This is a genomic window from Flintibacter muris (genome assembly GCF_943192995.1).
Classification (GTDB): Bacteria; Bacillota; Clostridia; order Oscillospirales; family Oscillospiraceae; genus Lawsonibacter; species Lawsonibacter muris.
Window position 1 is genome coordinate 1 of the sequence record NZ_CALPCP010000022.1, and the last position, 18,237, is coordinate 18,237.

Consider the following 18,237-nt stretch of genomic DNA (forward strand, 5'->3'; position numbering starts at 1 on the left):
CCTCTGATGACGCCAGGTGCAAACTCAGAAAACTATACCCTATCATCTTCTAATTCCTAACTTGGTAGAGTACTAGGGACACATTTGTGGAAGTGCCGGACGAGATTGCCGCTGTTATGGAAGAATGTCGGCTCTATGAGAACCGGCAGGAGGGCAGGAAAAGTCAGAGGGCCGCAAAAAAGCGAAAAGCGCACAAAAAAGCGCACAGACGCAGAAAGCAAGGCCGAAAGCCCTTGATACACCAGAAAGAAAGGTGTACAGCACAGTACCGATCAGCAGTAGTATTCCAAGCCCCTGCGCCAGCGCTAGGACAGAGAGCAAAAAGCCGACCCCGATCACGACCACATCCTTCGGTTCCCACAGCCAAGCTTGGCTTTCGCTCTCAAGTTGTCTGGATAGATATACATTTGAACCTACTCAGGCCAGGTGGATCATATAGCGGTTGGATATCCACTATACTCCTGATAAGATGCACTGGCAGATCAACATATAGGTTCTGAACAGAAATTCAATTGTTCCGCTGTCCGTTGGAGATTCTCCTCTAATGATACCAGATGCAAGCTCAGAAAGCTATATCCTGTTATCTTCTAATTCCTGACTTGGCAGACTACTAGTCAAAGAAACTCAGCTGCCGGTCCTTATAACTTCGGGTAGCGGCGGAGATGATATGGCGCATCTCATACAGCACTCCTAGTTCCAGGCACCGCCTGGAGAATAACTCCCACAGTTCTCTGGTCTGGGGGCTGGGACAGTAGTAGCGGGTTCCATACCGTTTCCGGTACCGCTCCCCTAACCCCTGTTCAGGAAAGGCTCGGTCCAGGCCACTGAGAAAGTAGTCTCGCTGGCCATCCCGCATGGTAACACCAAAGGCAGCGTAGACAAACTTTGCCCCTGCCCGGGCGGCGCAGTCCACCACAGATAGTACATTTTCCCGAAAATCTTCCACAAAGGGCAGCACAGGCATGAGGAGCACTCCGGCAAACACGCCCGCTCTGGACAGCTGTTCCAGTGCCTCCAGCCTCTGGCTGGGCGGAGGCGCGTGAGGTTCCAGCTTTGCGGCCAAGACGTCGTCGGTGGTGGTAACGGTCAGCTTACAGATTACTGGAGAATGCTCCTGAATGGACTGGTACAGATCGATATCCCGGGCAATCAAGCCGCTTTTGGTGGCTACGGCCACGCCGCACTGGTAGGCGTCGATGAGCTCCAAGGCATGGCGGGTGAGCTGGAGCTCCCGTTCAAAGGGATTGTAGGGATCACTCATGGAGCCCATAGTAATAAAGGCAGGCTTTGCTTTCCGGGCCAGGTCGTCCCGTAGAATACGCAGAGCGTCCGCCTTAGCTGTCACACGGTCAAAATCCGGGTTCTGATAGCAGGAACTTCGGCTGTCACAGTACAGGCAGCCGTGGCAGCAGCCCCGGTACAGGTTCATGGTGTGGTCGGTACCGAACCACTCCGTCGATTTATTCCGGTGGAGCAAGTGTTTAGCGGGAATATAGTCCATATTACCTCACCTCTCCCCAATTTTACCAGCAACAGCCAAGGGTGTCAAGAAAAATAGAACAAAAGTTTGACTTTTCTGGTTCGCCGTTATATAATAAACCTGTTGATTAGGAGGTGCGAGCGGTGGACCGGGTCATTTTCCATTGCGATTTGAACAGCTTTTATGCCTCGGTGGAGCTGCTGTCCCATCCGGAGCTGCGTCATCTTCCGGTGGCGGTGTGCGGAGACCCGGCCAGCCGGCATGGGATCATTCTGGCCAAGAACGAGCCTGCCAAGGCCTTCCAGGTAAAGACCGCCGAGACCATCTGGCAGGCCAAGCGGAAATGCCCTAATCTTGTCCTCCTCCCTGCCCACCATGGAGTTTATCAGGAGTACTCCAAAAAGGTCAACGCCCTGTATCAGGAGTTCACCGATCTGGTGGAGCCCTTCGGGATTGACGAGAGCTGGCTGGATGTCACCGGCACCCTTCACCTCTTCGGCGGGGACGCGGTGGCTCTGGCCAACCAGCTGCGGGACGAAATTCGCAGCCGTTTTGGCCTGACTATCTCAGTGGGGGTATCCTTCAACAAGGTCTTTGCCAAGTTGGGCAGCGACTACAAAAAACCGGACGCCACCACCCTCATTACCAGGGAAAATTTTCCTGAAATTGTCTGGCCCCTCCCTGTCACCGATCTGCTCTATGTGGGCCGGGCAGCGGCTCAGACCTTTGAAAAATTCGGTATCCGCACCATTGGCGATCTGGCTGTCTTTGACAGGGAACATCTTTTTGATCTTTTGGGGAAAAACGGCGCACAGCTCCACGATTTCGCCAGCGGCGCGGACAAATCTCCTGTAGCTCCCGCCAACCAGTACACCCCTCCAAAGTCAGTGGGCAACGGCTACACCTTTCCCAAAAATCTCCAGGGCCGGGACGAGATCAAGGCGGGTATTGCCCAGCTGGCTGACCAGGTGGCGGTCCGCCTTCGCAAGCACTGCATGAAGTGTCAAGGAATATCCCTTGCCATACGAAGCCCCGAGTTTCGGGACATCAGCCGGCAAACCCGGCTGGACCCGCCCACCGATCTGGCCCGGGAATTGACTCAGGCAGCAGTGGAATTGGCGGACAGCTGCTGGAACATGTCTAATCCAGTTCGAGCGCTCACAGTAACGGCCATTTATTTGATTCCCTCTGAGGAGGCGGGGGCTCAGCTGGACCTCTTCTCCACCGCTCAGGATGAGAAACGCCGCCGCCTGGAGAAGCTGGAGGGCACCTTGGATGCCATCCGGGCCAAGTACGGCCCTGGAGCTATTGCCCCCGCCTCCACCCCTCGAGACCCTAAACAGGAACATCACGCCCCGCCGCCAGGTGGAGGAATGTGATGACGGCTTCCCTTTTTGTAAAAAGGGAGAAACTCTTTTACAAGCGCAGTGGAAAAAGAGAGCATAAGCGAAGAAGACAGCCGCATAATCTGGGGCATGGAGGTGTTGTCCATGCCCCTGTCTTTTTTTGATTTTTTAGGTCAATTAAGTGAGAATCCCGCTCTGTCTGGTACTGTTTTGCTGACTTTAGCCGTTCTGCTGGTCAACGGCTGGACAGACGCGCCCAACGCCATTGCCGGGGCGGTGGTGACGGGTGCCCTCCCCTTTCGGCCAGCGGTAGTGCTGGCGGCAGTATGCAACTTTTTAGGGGTGCTGTGCGTCACTTCGGTGAATACCTCGGTGGCGGAGACTGTCTACTCTATCGCCTTCTTCGGCGGCGGACCCAGAGCCGCCCTTACCGCCCTGTGTGCGGCCATGGCGGCGATTGTCCTTTGGGCGTGGCTGGCGTGGATGTTCGGCATTCCCACCAGTGAGAGCCACGCCCTGGTGGCTGGTATTTCCGGGGCGGCAGTGGCGCTGGAGGGCTCCTTCTCCTGCATCCGCTGGGACTGCTGGGCCAAGGTGGGACTGGGGCTTATTTTGTCCTCTGCCGCCGGATTTTGGGCGGGACGGACCGTCTACTGCCGTCTGAGCTCTGTAAAGCTATCTGACCATACACTTCTTCTGGCGCAGCTTCCCGGAGCGGCGGCAGCCTCCTTTCTTCACGGTGCGCAGGACGGACAGAAGTTTATTGGCGTCTTTCTTCTTGGGACCGCCCTGGCCCAGGGCCGGACGGATGAGGGTACCTTTCTGATCCCCCTATGGCTGATGGCCCTGTGCGCTGTTTTTATGGCCCTGGGCACTCTGATGGGGGGCAAAAAGATTATTGACACCGTAGGCCGGGACATGGTAACTCTGGGTCCCCGGGAGGGCCTGGCCGCCGATCTGGGCAACATTGCCTGCCTGCTGGGGGCCACTCTTTTTGGATTGCCTGTCTCCACCACCCATACCCGCACCTCCGCCCTCCTGGGGGTGGGGTCCGCCGGAAATTCCCGTCCGGACTGGCACGTCGCCGACAAGATTGCCCTGGCCTGGCTGCTCACCTTCCCCGGGTGCATGACCATTGGGTATTGGACGGCAAAAGTATTTTTGGCAATATAATATCTCTTCCGCAAACGGGAGTGTCCCTTTCGCAGATTTTACCTAGGGGTGGCCTGTGGCCGTCCGCAAAAGAGATGGCCTTTCCTATACAAGCGGGCGGCCGCAGGCCGCCCCTACAGAGCACACCAATATCCTGATGATTACTATAAAATGCGCATTAGGACTGCCTTGACAAAGGGGCATTAACGCAGAGAGGCACCCCCAAGTTCTCCTGCGCATAGTCTATTCTGGAAGCAACCGTACAGGTAACCCGCCTGCGAATCTTCCAGAAAGGGTTCTTACATCGTGTTACAGGCACTTACTTGGGCCGCCGGGGGCACAGGCTTTACTGCCCTGCTCACCGCCGCTGGGGCCGCTGTGGTCTTTTTGTTCCGCAAGAAAAATTCTCTCACCCTCCACCGGGTGATGCTGGGCTTTGCTGCCGGGGTGATGATCGCCGCCAGCATGTGGTCGCTGCTTATTCCCGCCATCGAGAAGGCCGAGGAGCTGGGCATGGCAGGCTGGCTGCCCGCCGCTGGGGGCTCCATTCTTGGTATCGTTTTTTTGCTGCTGATGGACTTTCTTCTCCCCCACTTCGGGCCGGAGTCCTTCCACCGGGGGGCCTCTCCCAGCCGTACGGCGCTGCTGGTGCTGGCAGTTACCCTCCACAACATCCCTGAGGGCATGGCAGTGGGCGTCTCCTTCGCCCTGGCAGCCCAGAGCGGGGACGCCGCCCTGCTCACCGCCTCCACCGCTCTGGCCATTGGAATCGGCATCCAGAACTTCCCCGAGGGCGCGGCCATCTCCCTGCCCTTGTATCAGGAGGGGATGAGCAAGGGAAAGGCGTTCCTCATTGGGGCCGCCTCCGGGATTGTGGAGCCCATTTTTGCTTTGCTCACTGTGCTGGTAGCCGGAACAGTCCAGCTGGTTCTCCCCTGGCTGCTGTCCTTTGCCGCTGGAGCCATGCTGTATGTGGTGGTGGAGGAATTGATTCCCGAGGCCAACCTCTCCCAGGGCGGCCACTCCGGCACCCTGGGCGTGATGGCGGGCTTTCTGCTTATGATGATTCTGGATGTGGCATTAGGTTGACAAAAGGCCGCCCTTCGGGCGGCCTTTTGTGTGTCAAAAAACTCGTGCTCATCCTTTTAGGCTCCCTCAGGTAGGGAGCTGTCGCCGCCGCAGGCGGTGACTAAGGGAGTAACATGAAGGAATTTTACAACTTTTCCCGTGAAAACTCCCTCCGTCACGGCTTCGCCGTGCCACTTTCCTCAAAGAGGGAGGCTTTTTTCTCACCTGTTCAGTCAGTTGCTAAAAGGGTACTGGTAACCCCTTTACATCTCTTTACGAATCTGCCGCAGTGCGTTCTTCTCCAGCCGGGATACTTGGGCTTGGGAGATGCCGATTTCGGCGGACACCTCCATCTGGGTCTTACCTTGAAAAAAACGCATGGCAAGAATTTTTCGTTCCCGCTGGGTGAGGTGGCCCACCGCCTCCTTCAAGGCAATACGCTCCACCCACATTTCATCGTTGTTCTTGTTGTCCTTCACCTGGTCCATGACGCAGATGGTATCCCCGCTGTCGGAGTACACCGGCTCATAGAGGGATACCGGCTCCAGAATGGCGTCCAGGGAAAAGACTACGTCCTCCCGCTTGAGGTCCAGAATTTTGGCAATCTCCTCAATGCTGGGTTCCCGCTGGTGCTGGGCCATGTAGGCCTCCTTGGCCTGGAGGACCTTGTAGGCCGTATCCCGCATGGCCCGGGACACCCGCATGGTACTGTTGTCCCGGAGGTAACGTCGGATCTCCCCCACAATCATGGGTACACCGTAGGTAGAAAATTTTACGTCCAAATCGGTGTTGAAATTGTCAATGGCCTTGATTAAGCCGATACACCCCACCTGAAACAGGTCGTCGGCGTTCTCGCCCCGGTTGGCAAAGCGCTGGATGACCGACAGCACCAGGCGCAGGTTGCCGGCGATCAGCTCCTCCCGCGCCTGCATGTCCCCCGCCTTGGTCCGGAGAAGCAGTTCCTGCATCTCGCTGCTTTTCAGCACCTTCAGCTTGGCGGTGTTCACCCCGCATATCTCTACTTTGTGCTGCATGATAAAGACCTCCCGCCCGGATTACTGATAATTCCAGTATCTCCGGTGGGAGGTCTTTCATACGGCTTTTGCTGCCTCTAAATTTTTTATCGTTGGACTGTTTTCGATGGATTTTTCCGGCTTTTCAGTCACTGACCGCTTTTCCACAGCCGCACCAGCTCAACAGGATGCTGGGTCCGCCGGGCCACTTCCTCATCACTCATGCCCTGGGCCACATAGCGCAGGCCCACCGAGCGCATGGATTCGCCGATCTCAATCAGGTTGCCGTCCAGGTCGAAGAACCGGAGCACCCGCTGTCCCCAGGGGTACTCTTTCACGTCGTGGACCAGCTCCACCCCCGACTCCTTCACCCTGGCAGCGTCGGCGTCCAGATCCTCGGTCTCAAAGTAGAGCTCTCCGTTCCAGGGCTTCCACCGGACGTTGTCCTCCGGAAAGCCCACCAGTCCGGCAAACCCCTCCTGGAGGGCGAAGCCCCCCTCAAAGGTCACATTAGTCCCATGGTCCAGAATAATTTTCTGTCCCAAAACTTCCTGATAGAAAGTCTTTGCCTCCTCAATAGACCGCACCGCAAACAGGGATGAACAGTATTTCATAACAGAATACCTCCTTTTTTCAGATGAAAACAGGATACCCTAAAATTTCAGCGGTTCATTGTAAAAATCGGACAACTCCGCCCGGTAGGTCCCCGGCGTCACGCCGCACACGGAGCGGAAGTCGTGAATAAAGTGGGCCTGATCGAAATAACCCAGCTCCTGGGCCAGATGGGTTAGTGAGACCTCTCCCGGTTTTCGCATCAGCCGGGCGGCGGTATTGACCCGCAAAATACGCTGCAGCCCCTTGGGTGACAGCCCGCACCGCTCCCGAAAGAGCCGGGTCAGGTGCCGGGAGCTGTATCCGGTCTCGCCCGCTAGCGACTCCGGGCTCTGTCTATCCGCCATATACCGGGCCAGCAGCTTGGAAAACGAGGCGCTGCCCCTCAGCCGGGCCTGGAGTTCCCTGTCCACCGCCTCCACAAACCCGTCCAGGTCTTCTCTGCGCTGCCAGCAGTCCTGGACCACCCGGTCCAGCTCCCCCTCTCCCTGGTCCAGAGGGATGACCAGGTCCGCCAGCTCCCAAAGGGGCATTGCCGTAAAGGCGGACAGTCCGCCGGGGCGGAACTCCACAAAAAAGCGCAGCGGGCATACCCCCAGGTCGTTGTCCACCCGCACCGCCCGGCTGGAAGGGCCATACAGCAGCCCCTCCAGCTCCCCGCCTTTTAGCGTAAAGGTCAAGCAACCGCTGGCATCCGGAAAGATGGTCAGCGGCAAAAAGTCCTGGGTGGGAGCGGACGTCCCCTCCCCCAGACACAGTGTATAGTGGGCCACAAAGGGCCGAAGAGGCGGTGAGGGCCAGAGATACAGATGGGTAGAGGTCTGCGCGGCCAGATTTTGCAGGCGGTTCTGATAGGTCAATGCCACTGCGCTCCCTCCTCAGAGGTTATACAGGCTGGCCTGGATGTGCTCCTCGTCCATAACCTCAAGTCCGGCCTCGTCCAGCAGTCTGGCAGCCACGCCCCAGCCCGTTTTGACAGTATGGGTGAAGGTGCCGTCATAGATTTCCCCACAGCCGCATGAGGGGGACCTGGCCTTTAAAATAGCCACGGTACAGCCCTTTTCCCTGGCGATAGCCACCGCCCGCTCCGCTCCGGCCCGGTAGGCGGCGGTGACGTCCTGGCCGTCCTGGGTCAAAACCCGCCCGTCGGGCTGAATTTCCGCCGGGGAACGGGGGACGTCCAGTCCCCCCAGCACCTCGGGACAGACGGGGATCAGGTTGTGCCCCGCCCGGTGCAGCTCAATAATTTGACGGTCCAGACGGCTGGCCCCGTCATAGCGGCAGGGCTCCCCCAAAAAGCAGTGGCTGACTAAAATGTTCATACTACTTCTCCTTTGGTTTTTTCTTTAGTTTCAGGACAACTCCCTCAGTTTTTGCCGCTTTTTTCAGTATTTCAACTGCGGCGGCGGCTCTTTGCTTTATAGGGCTTTCTGTTGGAACCGCCGCTTTTATCTCTTCAACCCCACGGCGCAAACTTTCCAGCTCCAGCAGATAGACAGCCAGACTATAAAAGCTTTTCCGCCTTCCGTCGTTCCAGCCGTCCAGCAGCCAGTCCAGAATGGCCCGCCGCTCCTGCAGCTGGGTTATGTAAACCTCAAGCCCCAGCTTCTCCGCCTGTTCCAAATCCTGGACCATCCGGCTGTGGGGAATAAAGGAATCATACTCCATCCTTTTCTCATACCGCCCACAGGGAAATTGCCCGCACCGGGAGCAGAACTCTCCCACACCCTTTTCCAATGCGCACCGGGCAATGGCACAGCTCTGGTTGCCCGTTCCTCCTCCACAGCCTGGACAGTACCCGCCCAGGTGCATGGGACACAGCAGACAGTTCAAACCGCACTGAGAAAACTGCGGATGTTCTCTGCAAAAGCCTTTCATGGTCCCCTCCTGACAAAAAACGGCCCGCCGGTGGGCGGGCCGCTGATGATATGGCTCAGTTGTTCAGATAGTACCGGACCACAGTTTGAAGCAGCTCATCCCGATCCACCTTGCGGATGAGGGCCCGAGCGTTGTTATGGTTGGTGATATAGGTGGGGTCCTCGGAAAGGATATATCCCACGATCTGGTTGATCGGATTGTATCCCTTCTCCTGCAAGGCCTGATAGACTGTAGTCAAAATGGCCTTGATCTCCATATCCCGCTGGTCGCCCAGACTGAATCTGCGGGTGAAGTCCATCTCCTCCATAGTAGCACCTCCCATACGAACAGTTTCGCTCTGTGCATAGTGTACTCCAAAACTTTGTCGATGTAAAGAGCTTTGCAAAAATTTAATACAAATGAAATATTTCTATCCCTCTGTCATGGCGGCGGCGGACACCTGGAACAGAGCCGACAGGGCCGCCAGGTAAAACACATACTGTACGCCCCAGGTATTCCAGATCAGTCCCATAATGGGAGAGGCGATAATGGCCATGATGTGATCCACACTCAGCCCCACAGACAGAGTGCGTGTCACTTCGGAGGGGTCCAGAGCAATGGCGCGCATCATGTAGGAGTGGACCATGTTGAACTGCTCAAAAAGGACGCACAGCACATAGGCCGCAAAAACCAGCCAGGTCAGGCCGTCTCCCAGGTTGAAGGAACCGGCGGCCAGTATTCCGGCCAACAGGCCCATCACCGAGAAGGAAACCGCGATATAGACCGCCTCCGCCCACAGCATCCTTTTTACTCCCAGCTGATCCAGCATTTTCCCGATTACCGGGGCGGCCAGCGTACCCGCACAGTGAACCACAATGGTGAGCAGGGCCACCGTATCCGCCCCCTGCCCCAGCAAATTGATGATGACCCAGGGGGCAAAGACAATTTTGATCCGCTTTTGACAGCCATAGGCCAGAGTGACCATATAGTAGGGCATGTACCGCCTGCGAAACAGCAGCTTGTGGTTCCTGACGGTGTCCTTTGGGGGCATGGACATGGCCAGCACCGCCAGCAGAACCACTGCCCCAGCGGTGGCAATTCCGCCAATGGCAAAGGGCAGAATGGTTTTGGTCCCAAAGCTGAAAAAGCCTGTCCGGAAGCCAAAAAACACCATCACCGCCGCCGCCATATTGAACAGGGTTGTAACCCCCTTGAACCTGCCCAGGGTGGCCCCCACCTGCCCTTTCTCCGCCAGGTCCATGGAGACAGCGTCGTTGAGAGGCATAAACAGGTGCATACCCAAGGAGTGGATGAACATAAATACCAGCATCACCCCATAGCTGGGGGACATCCAGCCCATCACAATAAACCCCACCAGCACCAGGGCCTGGGCCGCAACAGACAGCCACAGGTTGCCCAGAAAGCCTAAAGCGGCCACCAGCACCATGCACAGAATACCAGGGCTCTCCCGGGGAATTTCGATAAATCCCCGCTGGACAGAATTGATGTGGAAAACCTCATTAAAATAATTGGACAGGATATTATTGCCCAGGCCGTTGGCCAGCGCGGTAAGAGCCAGCACCGCCAGGAATATTTTTACGGCCCACTGTCGCTTCTGTTCGGTCATGTTTTGTACGCTCTCTCCTTTATGGTTCCCTAAAACGCGATGCTCTGATATCCGATCCCGGCGATCTCCTCGTCTAAAAGCTGAATACCCACTCCGTTATTATTCGGGTCCTCGGCCCAGTCTCGGCTGAACAGTAGGTAGAGACAGCGTTTTCCATCGTAAACGTTCCGCATAATGCCGTCCGACGGGAGCGCCACCGTCTCCAGGGTTACCCATTTGCACATCTCCTCCACCGTCTCGATCTCGGGCCACCAGGCGGCGAACTCCTTCGGGTCGTCGGGGCCGTAAGCGAAGCGCTCCTCCTCGTTGTAGTAACGGATGACTTTCTGCATCACAGCCTCCTGCAGACCCGGCCATTTTTCCAGGAAAGAATGATAAGCTTCATGCTGCAACTCCGAAACCTCTGTCTGCTCTCCGAAACTGGAATCGACTATCAGGTTCAGCTGTCTCTCCTCCCCGAAAAAGTCCAGATTTATATGGCCATTCCAGTAAAAACCGTCAAAGTCCAGTTCTCCAAATACTTGATCTGTCATCACAGCGTATCCTCCTCCGCCCGGTCCAGGGCATCCTCCATGTCAAAGGGGGGCGTATCCTCTGCGGGCGCGGGGGCAGGGGGTGTGAAGGAGTCGCCGGGGGTAGTGATGCCCTGGCGGTATTTCAGTTCCTGCCACTGCTCTTTGGTAATCAGCAGCTGACGGGGTTTGCTGCCCTCAAAGGGCCCAACAATGCCCTTCTCCTCCAGCTGGTCCACCAGACGGGCGGCCCGGGCGTAGCCCAGCTTCAGCCGGCGCTGAAGCATGGACACAGAGGCCTGGCCCGTTTCCACCACCACCTCAGCGGCGGCATCGATCAGCTCGTCATACTCACTGTCCACATCCTCGGGTGCGGAGCCGCCCACACCTTTGGCCCCTTTCTCCTTCTCAGCGGCGTTGTGCTCAATCTCCTGCATGACGGAGTCGTCATACTGGGCGGCGCCGCTGTTCTGCTTGACAAAGTTCACCACAGCGGCCACCTCCGGGTCAGAGATGAAACAGCCCTGAACCCGGGTGGGCTTGCCGCTGCCCAGAGGAGCGAAGAGCATATCGCCCCGGCCCACCAGCTTTTCTGCGCCCATGGTGTCCAAAATAATGCGGGACTCCATAGCGGAGGCCACGGCAAAGGCAATTCTGGAGGGGATATTAGCCTTCATCAGGCCGGTAATCACGTCAGCGGAGGGCCGCTGGGTGGCGATAACCAGGTGCATACCGGCGGCGCGGCCCATCTGGGCCACCCGGCAGATGGACTCCTCCACCTCTTTGGCGGCCACCAGCATCAAATCGGCCAGCTCGTCGATCAGCACCACAATGGATGGCATCTTGTCCACGCTTCCGGTACGCTCAGCGTAGGCATTATACTCCTCCAGTTTGCGCACACCCACTTCGGAAAAGGTGCGGTAGCGCTTCATCATCTCGGTGACGGCCCACTGGAGAGCCCCGGCGGCCTTTTTAGGGTCGGTAACCACGGGGATCAGCAGGTGGGGAATGCCGTTATAAATGCCCAGCTCCACCATTTTGGGGTCCACCATAATCAGGCGGACCTCCTCCGGGGTGGATTTGTAGAGCAGAGAGGTGATAATGGTGTTGGTACACACAGATTTGCCGGAACCGGTGGTACCGGCAATAAGCAGATGGGGCAGCTTGCCGATATCGCCGATAATAGCCTGGCCGCTGATGTCCTTGCCCACGGCGAAGGAGGTGTTAGACCGGCTGGCGGCAAAGGCGGAGGACCCGATTACTGAGCGGATGCTCACCGGGGAGACCACCTTGTTGGGCACCTCAATACCCACTACGGAAATCTTGTCTGGGATGGGGGCAATACGCACGCCGGCAGCTCCCAGGGCCAAGGCAATGTCGTCGGCCAGATTGGTCAGCTTATTCAGCTTGACCCCCTGCTCCAGCTCCAGCTCATACCGGGTAACTGAGGGGCCCCGAACCACATTGATAATGTTGGCGCTGATGCCAAAGGAACGGATGGTGTCCCCCAGCCGCTGGCGGTTGGCGTTGAGCTCGCCCAGGGCCTCGCCGCCAATCTCCCCGGCGCTCTCCCGCAGGAGGGACAGGGGCGGATACTGATAGGGCGGCGTCTCCTGGCTCATGGCCTGCTGGATCTCCGCTCCCAGTTGGGCGGCCTCGCTGGCAGCCTCCTGGGCTGTCACTTTGGTCAGGGCGGGCTCCGGAGCGGGAGACACGGGGGGCGGCACCGGCGCGGGGGGCTCTTTCAAGGGTATATTGGGACGGCTGACAGCCGCCTGCTCTATGGGCTCCAAAATTGTTTTTGTCTCCACCGGCTCCACGCTTGTATGCTGTGGACGGATTACTTCTACAGGGAGCTCCAGTGGAGCCGCCGGGACCGCAAGCGAAGGCGGCGTAATGGGCTCCGGTTTGGAAATGGTGGGAAATTCCACTTCCACCACTTTGGTCGCCGGCTCCTCCTGGAACACCGGCTCCACTTCCTCCTCCTTCACCGGTTTCTCCTCCTGGGGACGGAGCAGCTGGTCGGGGGTGGGCACCCGAGGGCTGCGGTTGAAAAACCCCCGCTTCTTGGGCGGAGGGGCTTCTCTTTCCGTAATGGGGCCGTTCTCCATTGGAATATCAATGTTGGAGCGGGCTACAGTACGGGCCGGAACCGGCTCCTCATAGCGCTCCCGCTTCCCCCGGCTCTCACTGCGGCTGCGGCGGACGGGCTCAGGTTCCAGTTCGTAGTCGGGGCGGTTGAAGACCCAGTCGGCTACGTCCACAATGGAACGGTCAAAGGCGGCCAGCCCCACAAAGACCCCGGTGATGACAAAGACAATCGTGGCCCCCAGCGCGGTAAACAGGGACACAAAGCTCTGGGCAATGATGCCGCCCAGCGCCCCTCCAGACTGTAAAGCCTTTCCACTTTCCATCAGCTCTCCCCAAAGGGCCATCCCCCACTCCATGGGTTCGATCATCATCCCGTGGAACAAACAGGAGAAGATCAGAGGCAGTGCCAGGGCACAGCCCAGCCTCAGCCGCACGGGACGGCCCCGGTGAAAGCCCAGAATATAGGCCCCCAGCAGCAGCGCAGGAGGCGTAACCAAAAATCCGTAACCCAGCAGTCCTTTCAGCAGGGAGCAGAACCAGCTGATAAAAATAGCCTCCATGTTAAAATAGCCCAAGGCGGAGAAAACAGCCAGCAGCAAACAGACCAGCGCTCCCACCTCCCGGCGGACAGGCCTTTGCGCAGCCTGCTGACGGCTCTTTGTCCCGCTTTTGGACCGGCTGCCGCTGCCAGTTCGGGAGGAGGTCCGCCCTCCGCCGGACGCACTTCCCCCTGTTCTCTTTTGTGTTGCCATATGTCAATCGTTCCTTTCAGGTTACCTAAGGCTTCCCCCCTCAGGGGAAGCCTTTTATGCTGCCGCCGGGACAAAGGTCCAGTTCATAATGTTCAGCAGGATAAACAGCGCACCCGCCCCCCAGCAGTAGAAGGCAAAAGCACCGAAACGGCCCCGGCTGGCCAGCAGCTGGACCAGACGGATGGAAAAATAACCCACCACAGCAGCGACCGCCATGCCCAGCAGATATTTTGGGACGTTCTCCATGGGAACGCCCTCTTCCAGCTCCATCACATCCAGCACCTTCAGCAGTGTGGCCCCCAGCACGGCGGGCAGAGACATGAGAAAGGAGTATCGAACGGCAAATTTCCGGTCAAAGCCCCGGAGCATACCGGCGGAGATGGTACATCCAGACCGGGACAGTCCCGGAATCGTGGCGCAGCCCTGGGCCACACCTACCAGCAGTACATCCAGCAGGGTGGCATTCCGAACCGTCTTGCGCCCGGAGGCCATCTGATCAGAGAGGAACAGGATACAGCCGGTAACCAGCAGCGCCCCGCACACAAAGAAGGGGTTATTGCCGAAGGCCTCCACCTTGTCCTGGATGGGCAGCACCAAAAACAGAGGCAGCGTGCCTACGATAATCAACAGCACCATCCTCCTGGCCTCAGGCGGATTGCCCCGGTAAGACCGGTGGGAGAACAGGTCCCCAAAGAAGGAAAAGAACTCTACAATCATCTCCCAGATATCTCGCCAGTAGACCACGCACACTGCCAGCAGGGTGGCAAAGTGGAGCAGGACGTTAAACAGCTGATCGGGCTCAGGCATGCCAAAGAAGTGCTGGAACAGAGTCAGGTGCCCTGAGCTGGAGATGGGCAGAAATTCTGCCACCCCCTGAACAAAGCCCAGGACGGCGGACATAAAATAGGTCAAAATTATGTACCCCCTCAATGGGACAAATGCCCATAAAATCACTAATTACTATATTAGCACAAGGCGGAGAAAAATACCAGCATTTTATTTTTAACAGAGGCGGCCGCTGACCGCCTCTGTGCGTCAAAAAACTCGTGTTCGTCCTTCTTGGCTCCCTCCGTGAGGGAGCTGTCGCCGCCGCAGGCGGTGACTGAGGGAGGCTTTTTTGACAGTCTCAGGCAGCCAATGTCCGCCTCTACTTCTTGTTCTCCTCAATCATCTCGTGCAGGCAATTCAGAGCGTCGGACAGTCCGCCGATACGGTCAATCAGTCCCAGCTCCACCGCCTCCTCGCCGTAGATGACGCTGCCCACGTCGGCGGCCAGCTCTCCGGTCTGGAGCATCAGCTTTGTAAAGGCTTCTCGCTTCACATTGCTGTTGGCTGTTACAAACTGCAAGATCCGCTCCTGGATACGCTCAAAATAGTAGAAGGTCTGGGGCACGCCAATGACCAGACCGTTCAGCCGCACTGGATGGATAGTCATAGCCGCCGATGGGGCAATGAAGGATTTTTTTGCCGACACCGCCAGCGGCACCCCGATGGAATGGCTCCCCCCCAGCACCAGCGAGACGGTGGGCTTGGACATGGAGGCGATCACCTCTGAGATGGCAAGCCCGGCCTCTACGTCTCCCCCGCCGTTGTTCAGCAGGATAAGCAGGCCGTCCACCTCCTCACTGCCCTCGATGGTGGCCAGCAGGGGCAGGACGTGCTCATACTTGGTGCTCTTGCTGGTGGGAGGCAGAAGCTGGTGGCCTTCAATCTGTCCCACAATAGTCAGCACATAGATGGTCCCCCGCTCTGTGCGGATGAGCGAGGACCCCAGGTCTATAATGGGCTGGATGTCCCCCTCCTGGGGCAGCTGGTTTTGCTCTTCATCCATGGATATTCCCTCCTTTTTGAACTCAAACTTGCTGACACCGGCTCTGCAGGGGCGGCCTGTGGCCGCCCGCAGAACCAAGTGGCAGCAATTCTGACGATTACTATAGTCTGCGCTGAAAGGAGGTTTTTTACACCAAAACTGACGCTCTACTTTTCGTAGGTTGCCTTTTTCGCCGTCTTGCGCTAGACTTGGGACAATGAAAGGAGCGATTTTATGGACAACGAACACTTTGGGGCATTTATCGCCCAGCTGAGAAAGGAACTGGGCCTGACCCAGAAGGAGCTGGCCGACCGGCTGAATGTCACCGACAAGGCGGTCTCAAAATGGGAGACAGGCAAAGGATTTCCTGATGTAAAATTACTGGAGCCGCTGGCCCAAGCCCTGGGGGTGTCGCTGGTGGAGCTGATGCAGGGGAAACGTCAGGAGGCGGACACTCTCACCGTGGCCGAGGCGGGGGTGGTGGTCTCCCAGGCCATGGGGCAGTCAGAAAAAAACACAGCCCGGCGGTACTTAAAAATATTCCGCTGGTGCTTGACGGCGGTCTGTGCCTTATGTTTGGTTTGGCTTTGTCCCCAAATAACTCAAACAGTCATTTTGTGGAAATATCTTCACAGCTTTGCCCCCTCCGGAGCTACTGAAATCGGTGTTATCGGAGGCGCCGACGGTCCCACCGCCATCATTACCGCATCCCACCCCACAAACTCTCTCCCCCTTGATCTGTTTTTACTGGTCGGCATCCCCCTCCTCCTGCTGATTACTTGTATCGTCTTGGCTGTCAAGGTCTGGCGGCTGGAGAAGAAATTGAAATAAAACACAGGGCCTGCCGGCTGGCGGGCCCTGCTGCCTTTCAGGGTTCTTATGACTTCTCTCGCGAGGCTTTTATATCATTTCAAAAATTGCCTTCATACCCTTAAAGGTCATATAGCAGTCCAGCTTGCCCACTGTCTCAAAGGGGGCGTGCATAGACAGGACGGGGACCCCGGCGTCCAGAGTGTCAATGTTTCGCTGGGCCATATAGGCGGCCACAGTGCCGCCGCCGCCGGCGTCTACCTTGCCCAGCTCCGCCATCTGCCAGACCACATTGGCGCTGTCCAGAACGCGGCGTACCCTGGCCACCAGCTCGGCGGAGGCGTCGGAGGCCCCGGACTTGCCCCGCGCCCCGGTGTACTTGCACAGGCCCATACCATAGTTGACAAAGGCGCTGTTGCGCTTTTCATAGACTTCGGCAAAATTGGGGTCGTAGGCCGCCGTTACGTCGGCGGACAAGCAGAAGGACTTTTCAAAACACACCCGCAGAGGGACGCCCTGGGCCTGGCACAGGTCCTCCATAAAGGTGTCAAAGGCGGCGGACTTCATGCCAGTGACGCCCTCGGAGCCGATCTCCTCCTTGTCGGCCAGCATACACACGGCGGTGTACTCCGGGTCGTTGAGCTGGAGAATGGCGGTCAGGGTGGCATAGGCGCACACCCGGTCGTCGTGGCCATAGGAACCAATAAGGGAGCGGTCAAAGCCGATGTCCCGGGCGTTGAAGGCCGGGACGGCGCACAGCTCGGCGGAGATAAAATCCTCTTCGGTAATGCCGTACTTCCGGTTGAGCAGCTCCAGGGCGGCCAGCTTTACCCGCTCCTTGCCCTCGTCGTCCTCCAGAGGACGGCTGCCCACCAGAATGTTCAGGCTTTCCGCCGGGATCGCCTCCCCCAGGGGCTTTTTGGACTGCTCCACCCCCAGGTGGGGCAGCAGGTCGCCAATGGTGAACAAGGGGTCGTCAGGCCCGTTGCCCACTGACACCCGGACCGTCTGCCCGCTTTTCAGGGCCACCACCCCGTGGAGCTCCAGGGGAATGGTCACCCACTGGTACTTGCGGATACCGCCGTAGTAGTGGGTCTTGAGGTAGGCCAGCTCATCCGTTTCGTAAAGGGGATTCTGCTTCAGGTCCAGGCGGGGGGAGTCAATGTGTGCCGCGCCGATATTGGCCCCTTCGGCCAGGGATTTTTTCCCAATGACTGCCAAGGTGATGGCTTTGCCCCGGTTAATCCGATAGACCTTATCCCCCGCTTTCAGCTCCGTCCCGCGGACATAGGGCCGGAATCCGGCCTTCTCCGCCAGGGTGATGGTCCGGTCCACGCACTCCCGCTCAGTCTTGCCCGCGTCCAGGAATTGCTTGTAGCCGGTACAGTAGGCCTCCATGGCCTCCAGCTCACCCTCGATCAGCCGGTCGTAGCCGTTCTTTTTCTCATAGAGCAGCGCACGGCGCAGCTGCTCCCCCCTGGTCTGTTCCTTCTTTTCCTCGCTCATATGATAACCTCCTTCAAAAATTCCCGCACCTGTTGGGAGAATTCCTCTGCCGTGGGGCAGTTATTGATTAAAGTATGGTCGCAGTGTTGGGAAAAATACTCATCCGGTTTTTGCGCTCTCACTCTGGCCCAGGCGTAGTCCTCCGAAATGCCCTCCCGGGCCATGATGCGGCGCACCCGGACCTCGGGTGGGGCCAGGACAGCCACTGACAGTTGACATAACTCTTTTAAAGGGCTCTCCAGCAGGGCAATAGCGTCCACAGCTACCAGCCCTCTGCCTTGCTTCCGGTACGTCTCAATCTGCTCCCGGGTTTGGGATACTACCGCTTTCCAGGCAATGGCGTTGAGGGTCTCCAGCTTCTTTGAATCATGAAAGACCACCGCCCCCAGCTTTTTCCGGTCAATGGCCCCTGTTTCGTCCCGGATCGGGCCAAACTCCTGTTCCAATCTATTCTGTAAAGCAAGATCGCTTTCCAGCAATTCGTGATACACCGCGTCGCAGTCAATGACCGCGCCGCCCAGCTTCTCCACCTCCCGCAGCAGGGTGGTCTTCCCCGCCCCGGTGGGGCCGGTAATGCCCAAAATCGTCATAGCCATTCCTT

General features: G+C 57.8%; 18 protein-coding genes. 4 read left to right on the forward strand and 14 right to left on the reverse strand.

Annotation, left to right across the window (positions count from 1 at the left end; genetic code table 11):
* Window positions 1-610 precede the first annotated feature (610 nt).
* Window positions 611-1,501 carry an SPL family radical SAM protein gene (locus NFS22_RS15070; protein ID WP_251318536.1) on the reverse strand — a complete coding sequence of 297 codons (891 nt, stop codon included), beginning with the start codon at window positions 1,499-1,501 and terminating at the stop codon, window positions 611-613.
* A gap of 122 nt (window positions 1,502-1,623) precedes the next feature.
* On the opposite strand from NFS22_RS15070, the gene dinB reads away from it, so the two are divergent.
* The 3 genes from dinB (at window position 1,624) to NFS22_RS15085 (ending at window position 5,067) form a co-directional block, all read left to right on the forward strand.
* Window positions 1,624-2,859: a DNA polymerase IV gene (gene dinB / locus NFS22_RS15075; RefSeq protein ID WP_251318537.1), complete on the forward strand. Its 1,236-nt coding sequence runs from the start codon at window positions 1,624-1,626 to the stop codon at window positions 2,857-2,859.
* 111 nt (window positions 2,860-2,970) lie between these two features.
* Window positions 2,971-3,999 carry an inorganic phosphate transporter gene (locus NFS22_RS15080; protein WP_251318538.1) on the forward strand — a complete coding sequence of 343 codons (1,029 nt, stop codon included), beginning with the start codon at window positions 2,971-2,973 and terminating at the stop codon, window positions 3,997-3,999.
* A gap of 285 nt (window positions 4,000-4,284) precedes the next feature.
* Complete coding sequence (locus NFS22_RS15085; RefSeq protein ID WP_251318539.1) at window positions 4,285-5,067, forward strand: ZIP family metal transporter; 783 nt, start codon at window positions 4,285-4,287, stop codon at window positions 5,065-5,067.
* Between the two features lie 242 nt (window positions 5,068-5,309).
* On the opposite strand, the gene sigG is transcribed toward NFS22_RS15085, so the two are convergent.
* The 11 genes from sigG to NFS22_RS15140 form a co-directional block, all read right to left on the reverse strand.
* Window positions 5,310-6,080, reverse strand: coding sequence for an RNA polymerase sporulation sigma factor SigG (sigG, locus tag NFS22_RS15090; protein ID WP_251318540.1), 771 nt, complete (start codon window positions 6,078-6,080; stop codon window positions 5,310-5,312).
* Between the two features lie 128 nt (window positions 6,081-6,208).
* On the reverse strand, window positions 6,209-6,673 hold the full coding sequence (locus NFS22_RS15095) for a VOC family protein (RefSeq protein ID WP_251318541.1): 465 nt from the start codon (window positions 6,671-6,673) through the stop codon (window positions 6,209-6,211).
* A 39-nt stretch (window positions 6,674-6,712) separates the two neighbouring features.
* A complete protein-coding gene (locus tag NFS22_RS15100) occupies window positions 6,713-7,537 on the reverse strand; it encodes an AraC family transcriptional regulator (RefSeq protein WP_251318542.1) in 825 nt (274 codons plus the stop codon).
* A 12-nt stretch (window positions 7,538-7,549) separates the two neighbouring features.
* Complete coding sequence (locus NFS22_RS15105) at window positions 7,550-7,993, reverse strand: 2-thiouracil desulfurase family protein (RefSeq protein WP_251318543.1); 444 nt, start codon at window positions 7,991-7,993, stop codon at window positions 7,550-7,552.
* Between the two features lies 1 nt (window position 7,994).
* Window positions 7,995-8,549: a DUF3795 domain-containing protein gene (locus NFS22_RS15110; RefSeq protein WP_251318544.1), complete on the reverse strand. Its 555-nt coding sequence runs from the start codon at window positions 8,547-8,549 to the stop codon at window positions 7,995-7,997.
* Window positions 8,550-8,604: 55 nt separating this feature from the next.
* Window positions 8,605-8,856 carry an IreB family regulatory phosphoprotein gene (locus NFS22_RS15115; RefSeq protein ID WP_277614784.1) on the reverse strand — a complete coding sequence of 84 codons (252 nt, stop codon included), beginning with the start codon at window positions 8,854-8,856 and terminating at the stop codon, window positions 8,605-8,607.
* A gap of 102 nt (window positions 8,857-8,958) precedes the next feature.
* On the reverse strand, window positions 8,959-10,155 hold the full coding sequence (locus NFS22_RS15120) for an MFS transporter (RefSeq protein WP_251318545.1): 1,197 nt from the start codon (window positions 10,153-10,155) through the stop codon (window positions 8,959-8,961).
* Window positions 10,156-10,184: 29 nt separating this feature from the next.
* The gene (locus tag NFS22_RS15125; RefSeq protein ID WP_251318546.1) at window positions 10,185-10,688 is read right to left on the reverse strand and encodes a DUF6985 domain-containing protein; all 504 of its coding nucleotides are present in this window, start codon (window positions 10,686-10,688) and stop codon (window positions 10,185-10,187) included.
* The gene (locus NFS22_RS15130; RefSeq protein WP_251318547.1) at window positions 10,688-13,510 is read right to left on the reverse strand and encodes an FtsK/SpoIIIE family DNA translocase; all 2,823 of its coding nucleotides are present in this window, start codon (window positions 13,508-13,510) and stop codon (window positions 10,688-10,690) included. Before NFS22_RS15130 ends, NFS22_RS15125 begins: the two co-directional genes overlap by 1 nt.
* Before the next feature lie 54 nt (window positions 13,511-13,564).
* Window positions 13,565-14,422: an undecaprenyl-diphosphate phosphatase gene (locus NFS22_RS15135; RefSeq protein ID WP_251318548.1), complete on the reverse strand. Its 858-nt coding sequence runs from the start codon at window positions 14,420-14,422 to the stop codon at window positions 13,565-13,567.
* Window positions 14,423-14,657: 235 nt separating this feature from the next.
* Window positions 14,658-15,341 carry a ClpP family protease gene (locus tag NFS22_RS15140; RefSeq protein ID WP_251318549.1) on the reverse strand — a complete coding sequence of 228 codons (684 nt, stop codon included), beginning with the start codon at window positions 15,339-15,341 and terminating at the stop codon, window positions 14,658-14,660.
* Between the two features lie 213 nt (window positions 15,342-15,554).
* Here NFS22_RS15140 and NFS22_RS15145 point away from each other — a divergent pair, with 213 nt between their 5' ends.
* On the forward strand, window positions 15,555-16,151 hold the full coding sequence (locus tag NFS22_RS15145) for a helix-turn-helix domain-containing protein (RefSeq protein WP_251318550.1): 597 nt from the start codon (window positions 15,555-15,557) through the stop codon (window positions 16,149-16,151).
* A gap of 69 nt (window positions 16,152-16,220) precedes the next feature.
* Here the strand turns inward: NFS22_RS15145 and NFS22_RS15150 are convergent, their stop codons facing one another.
* The gene (locus NFS22_RS15150; protein ID WP_251318551.1) at window positions 16,221-17,636 is read right to left on the reverse strand and encodes an aminopeptidase; all 1,416 of its coding nucleotides are present in this window, start codon (window positions 17,634-17,636) and stop codon (window positions 16,221-16,223) included.
* On the reverse strand, window positions 17,633-18,226 hold the full coding sequence (gene coaE, locus NFS22_RS15155; protein ID WP_251318552.1) for a dephospho-CoA kinase: 594 nt from the start codon (window positions 18,224-18,226) through the stop codon (window positions 17,633-17,635). Before coaE ends, NFS22_RS15150 begins: the two co-directional genes overlap by 4 nt.
* Window positions 18,227-18,237: the final 11 nt, after the last annotated feature.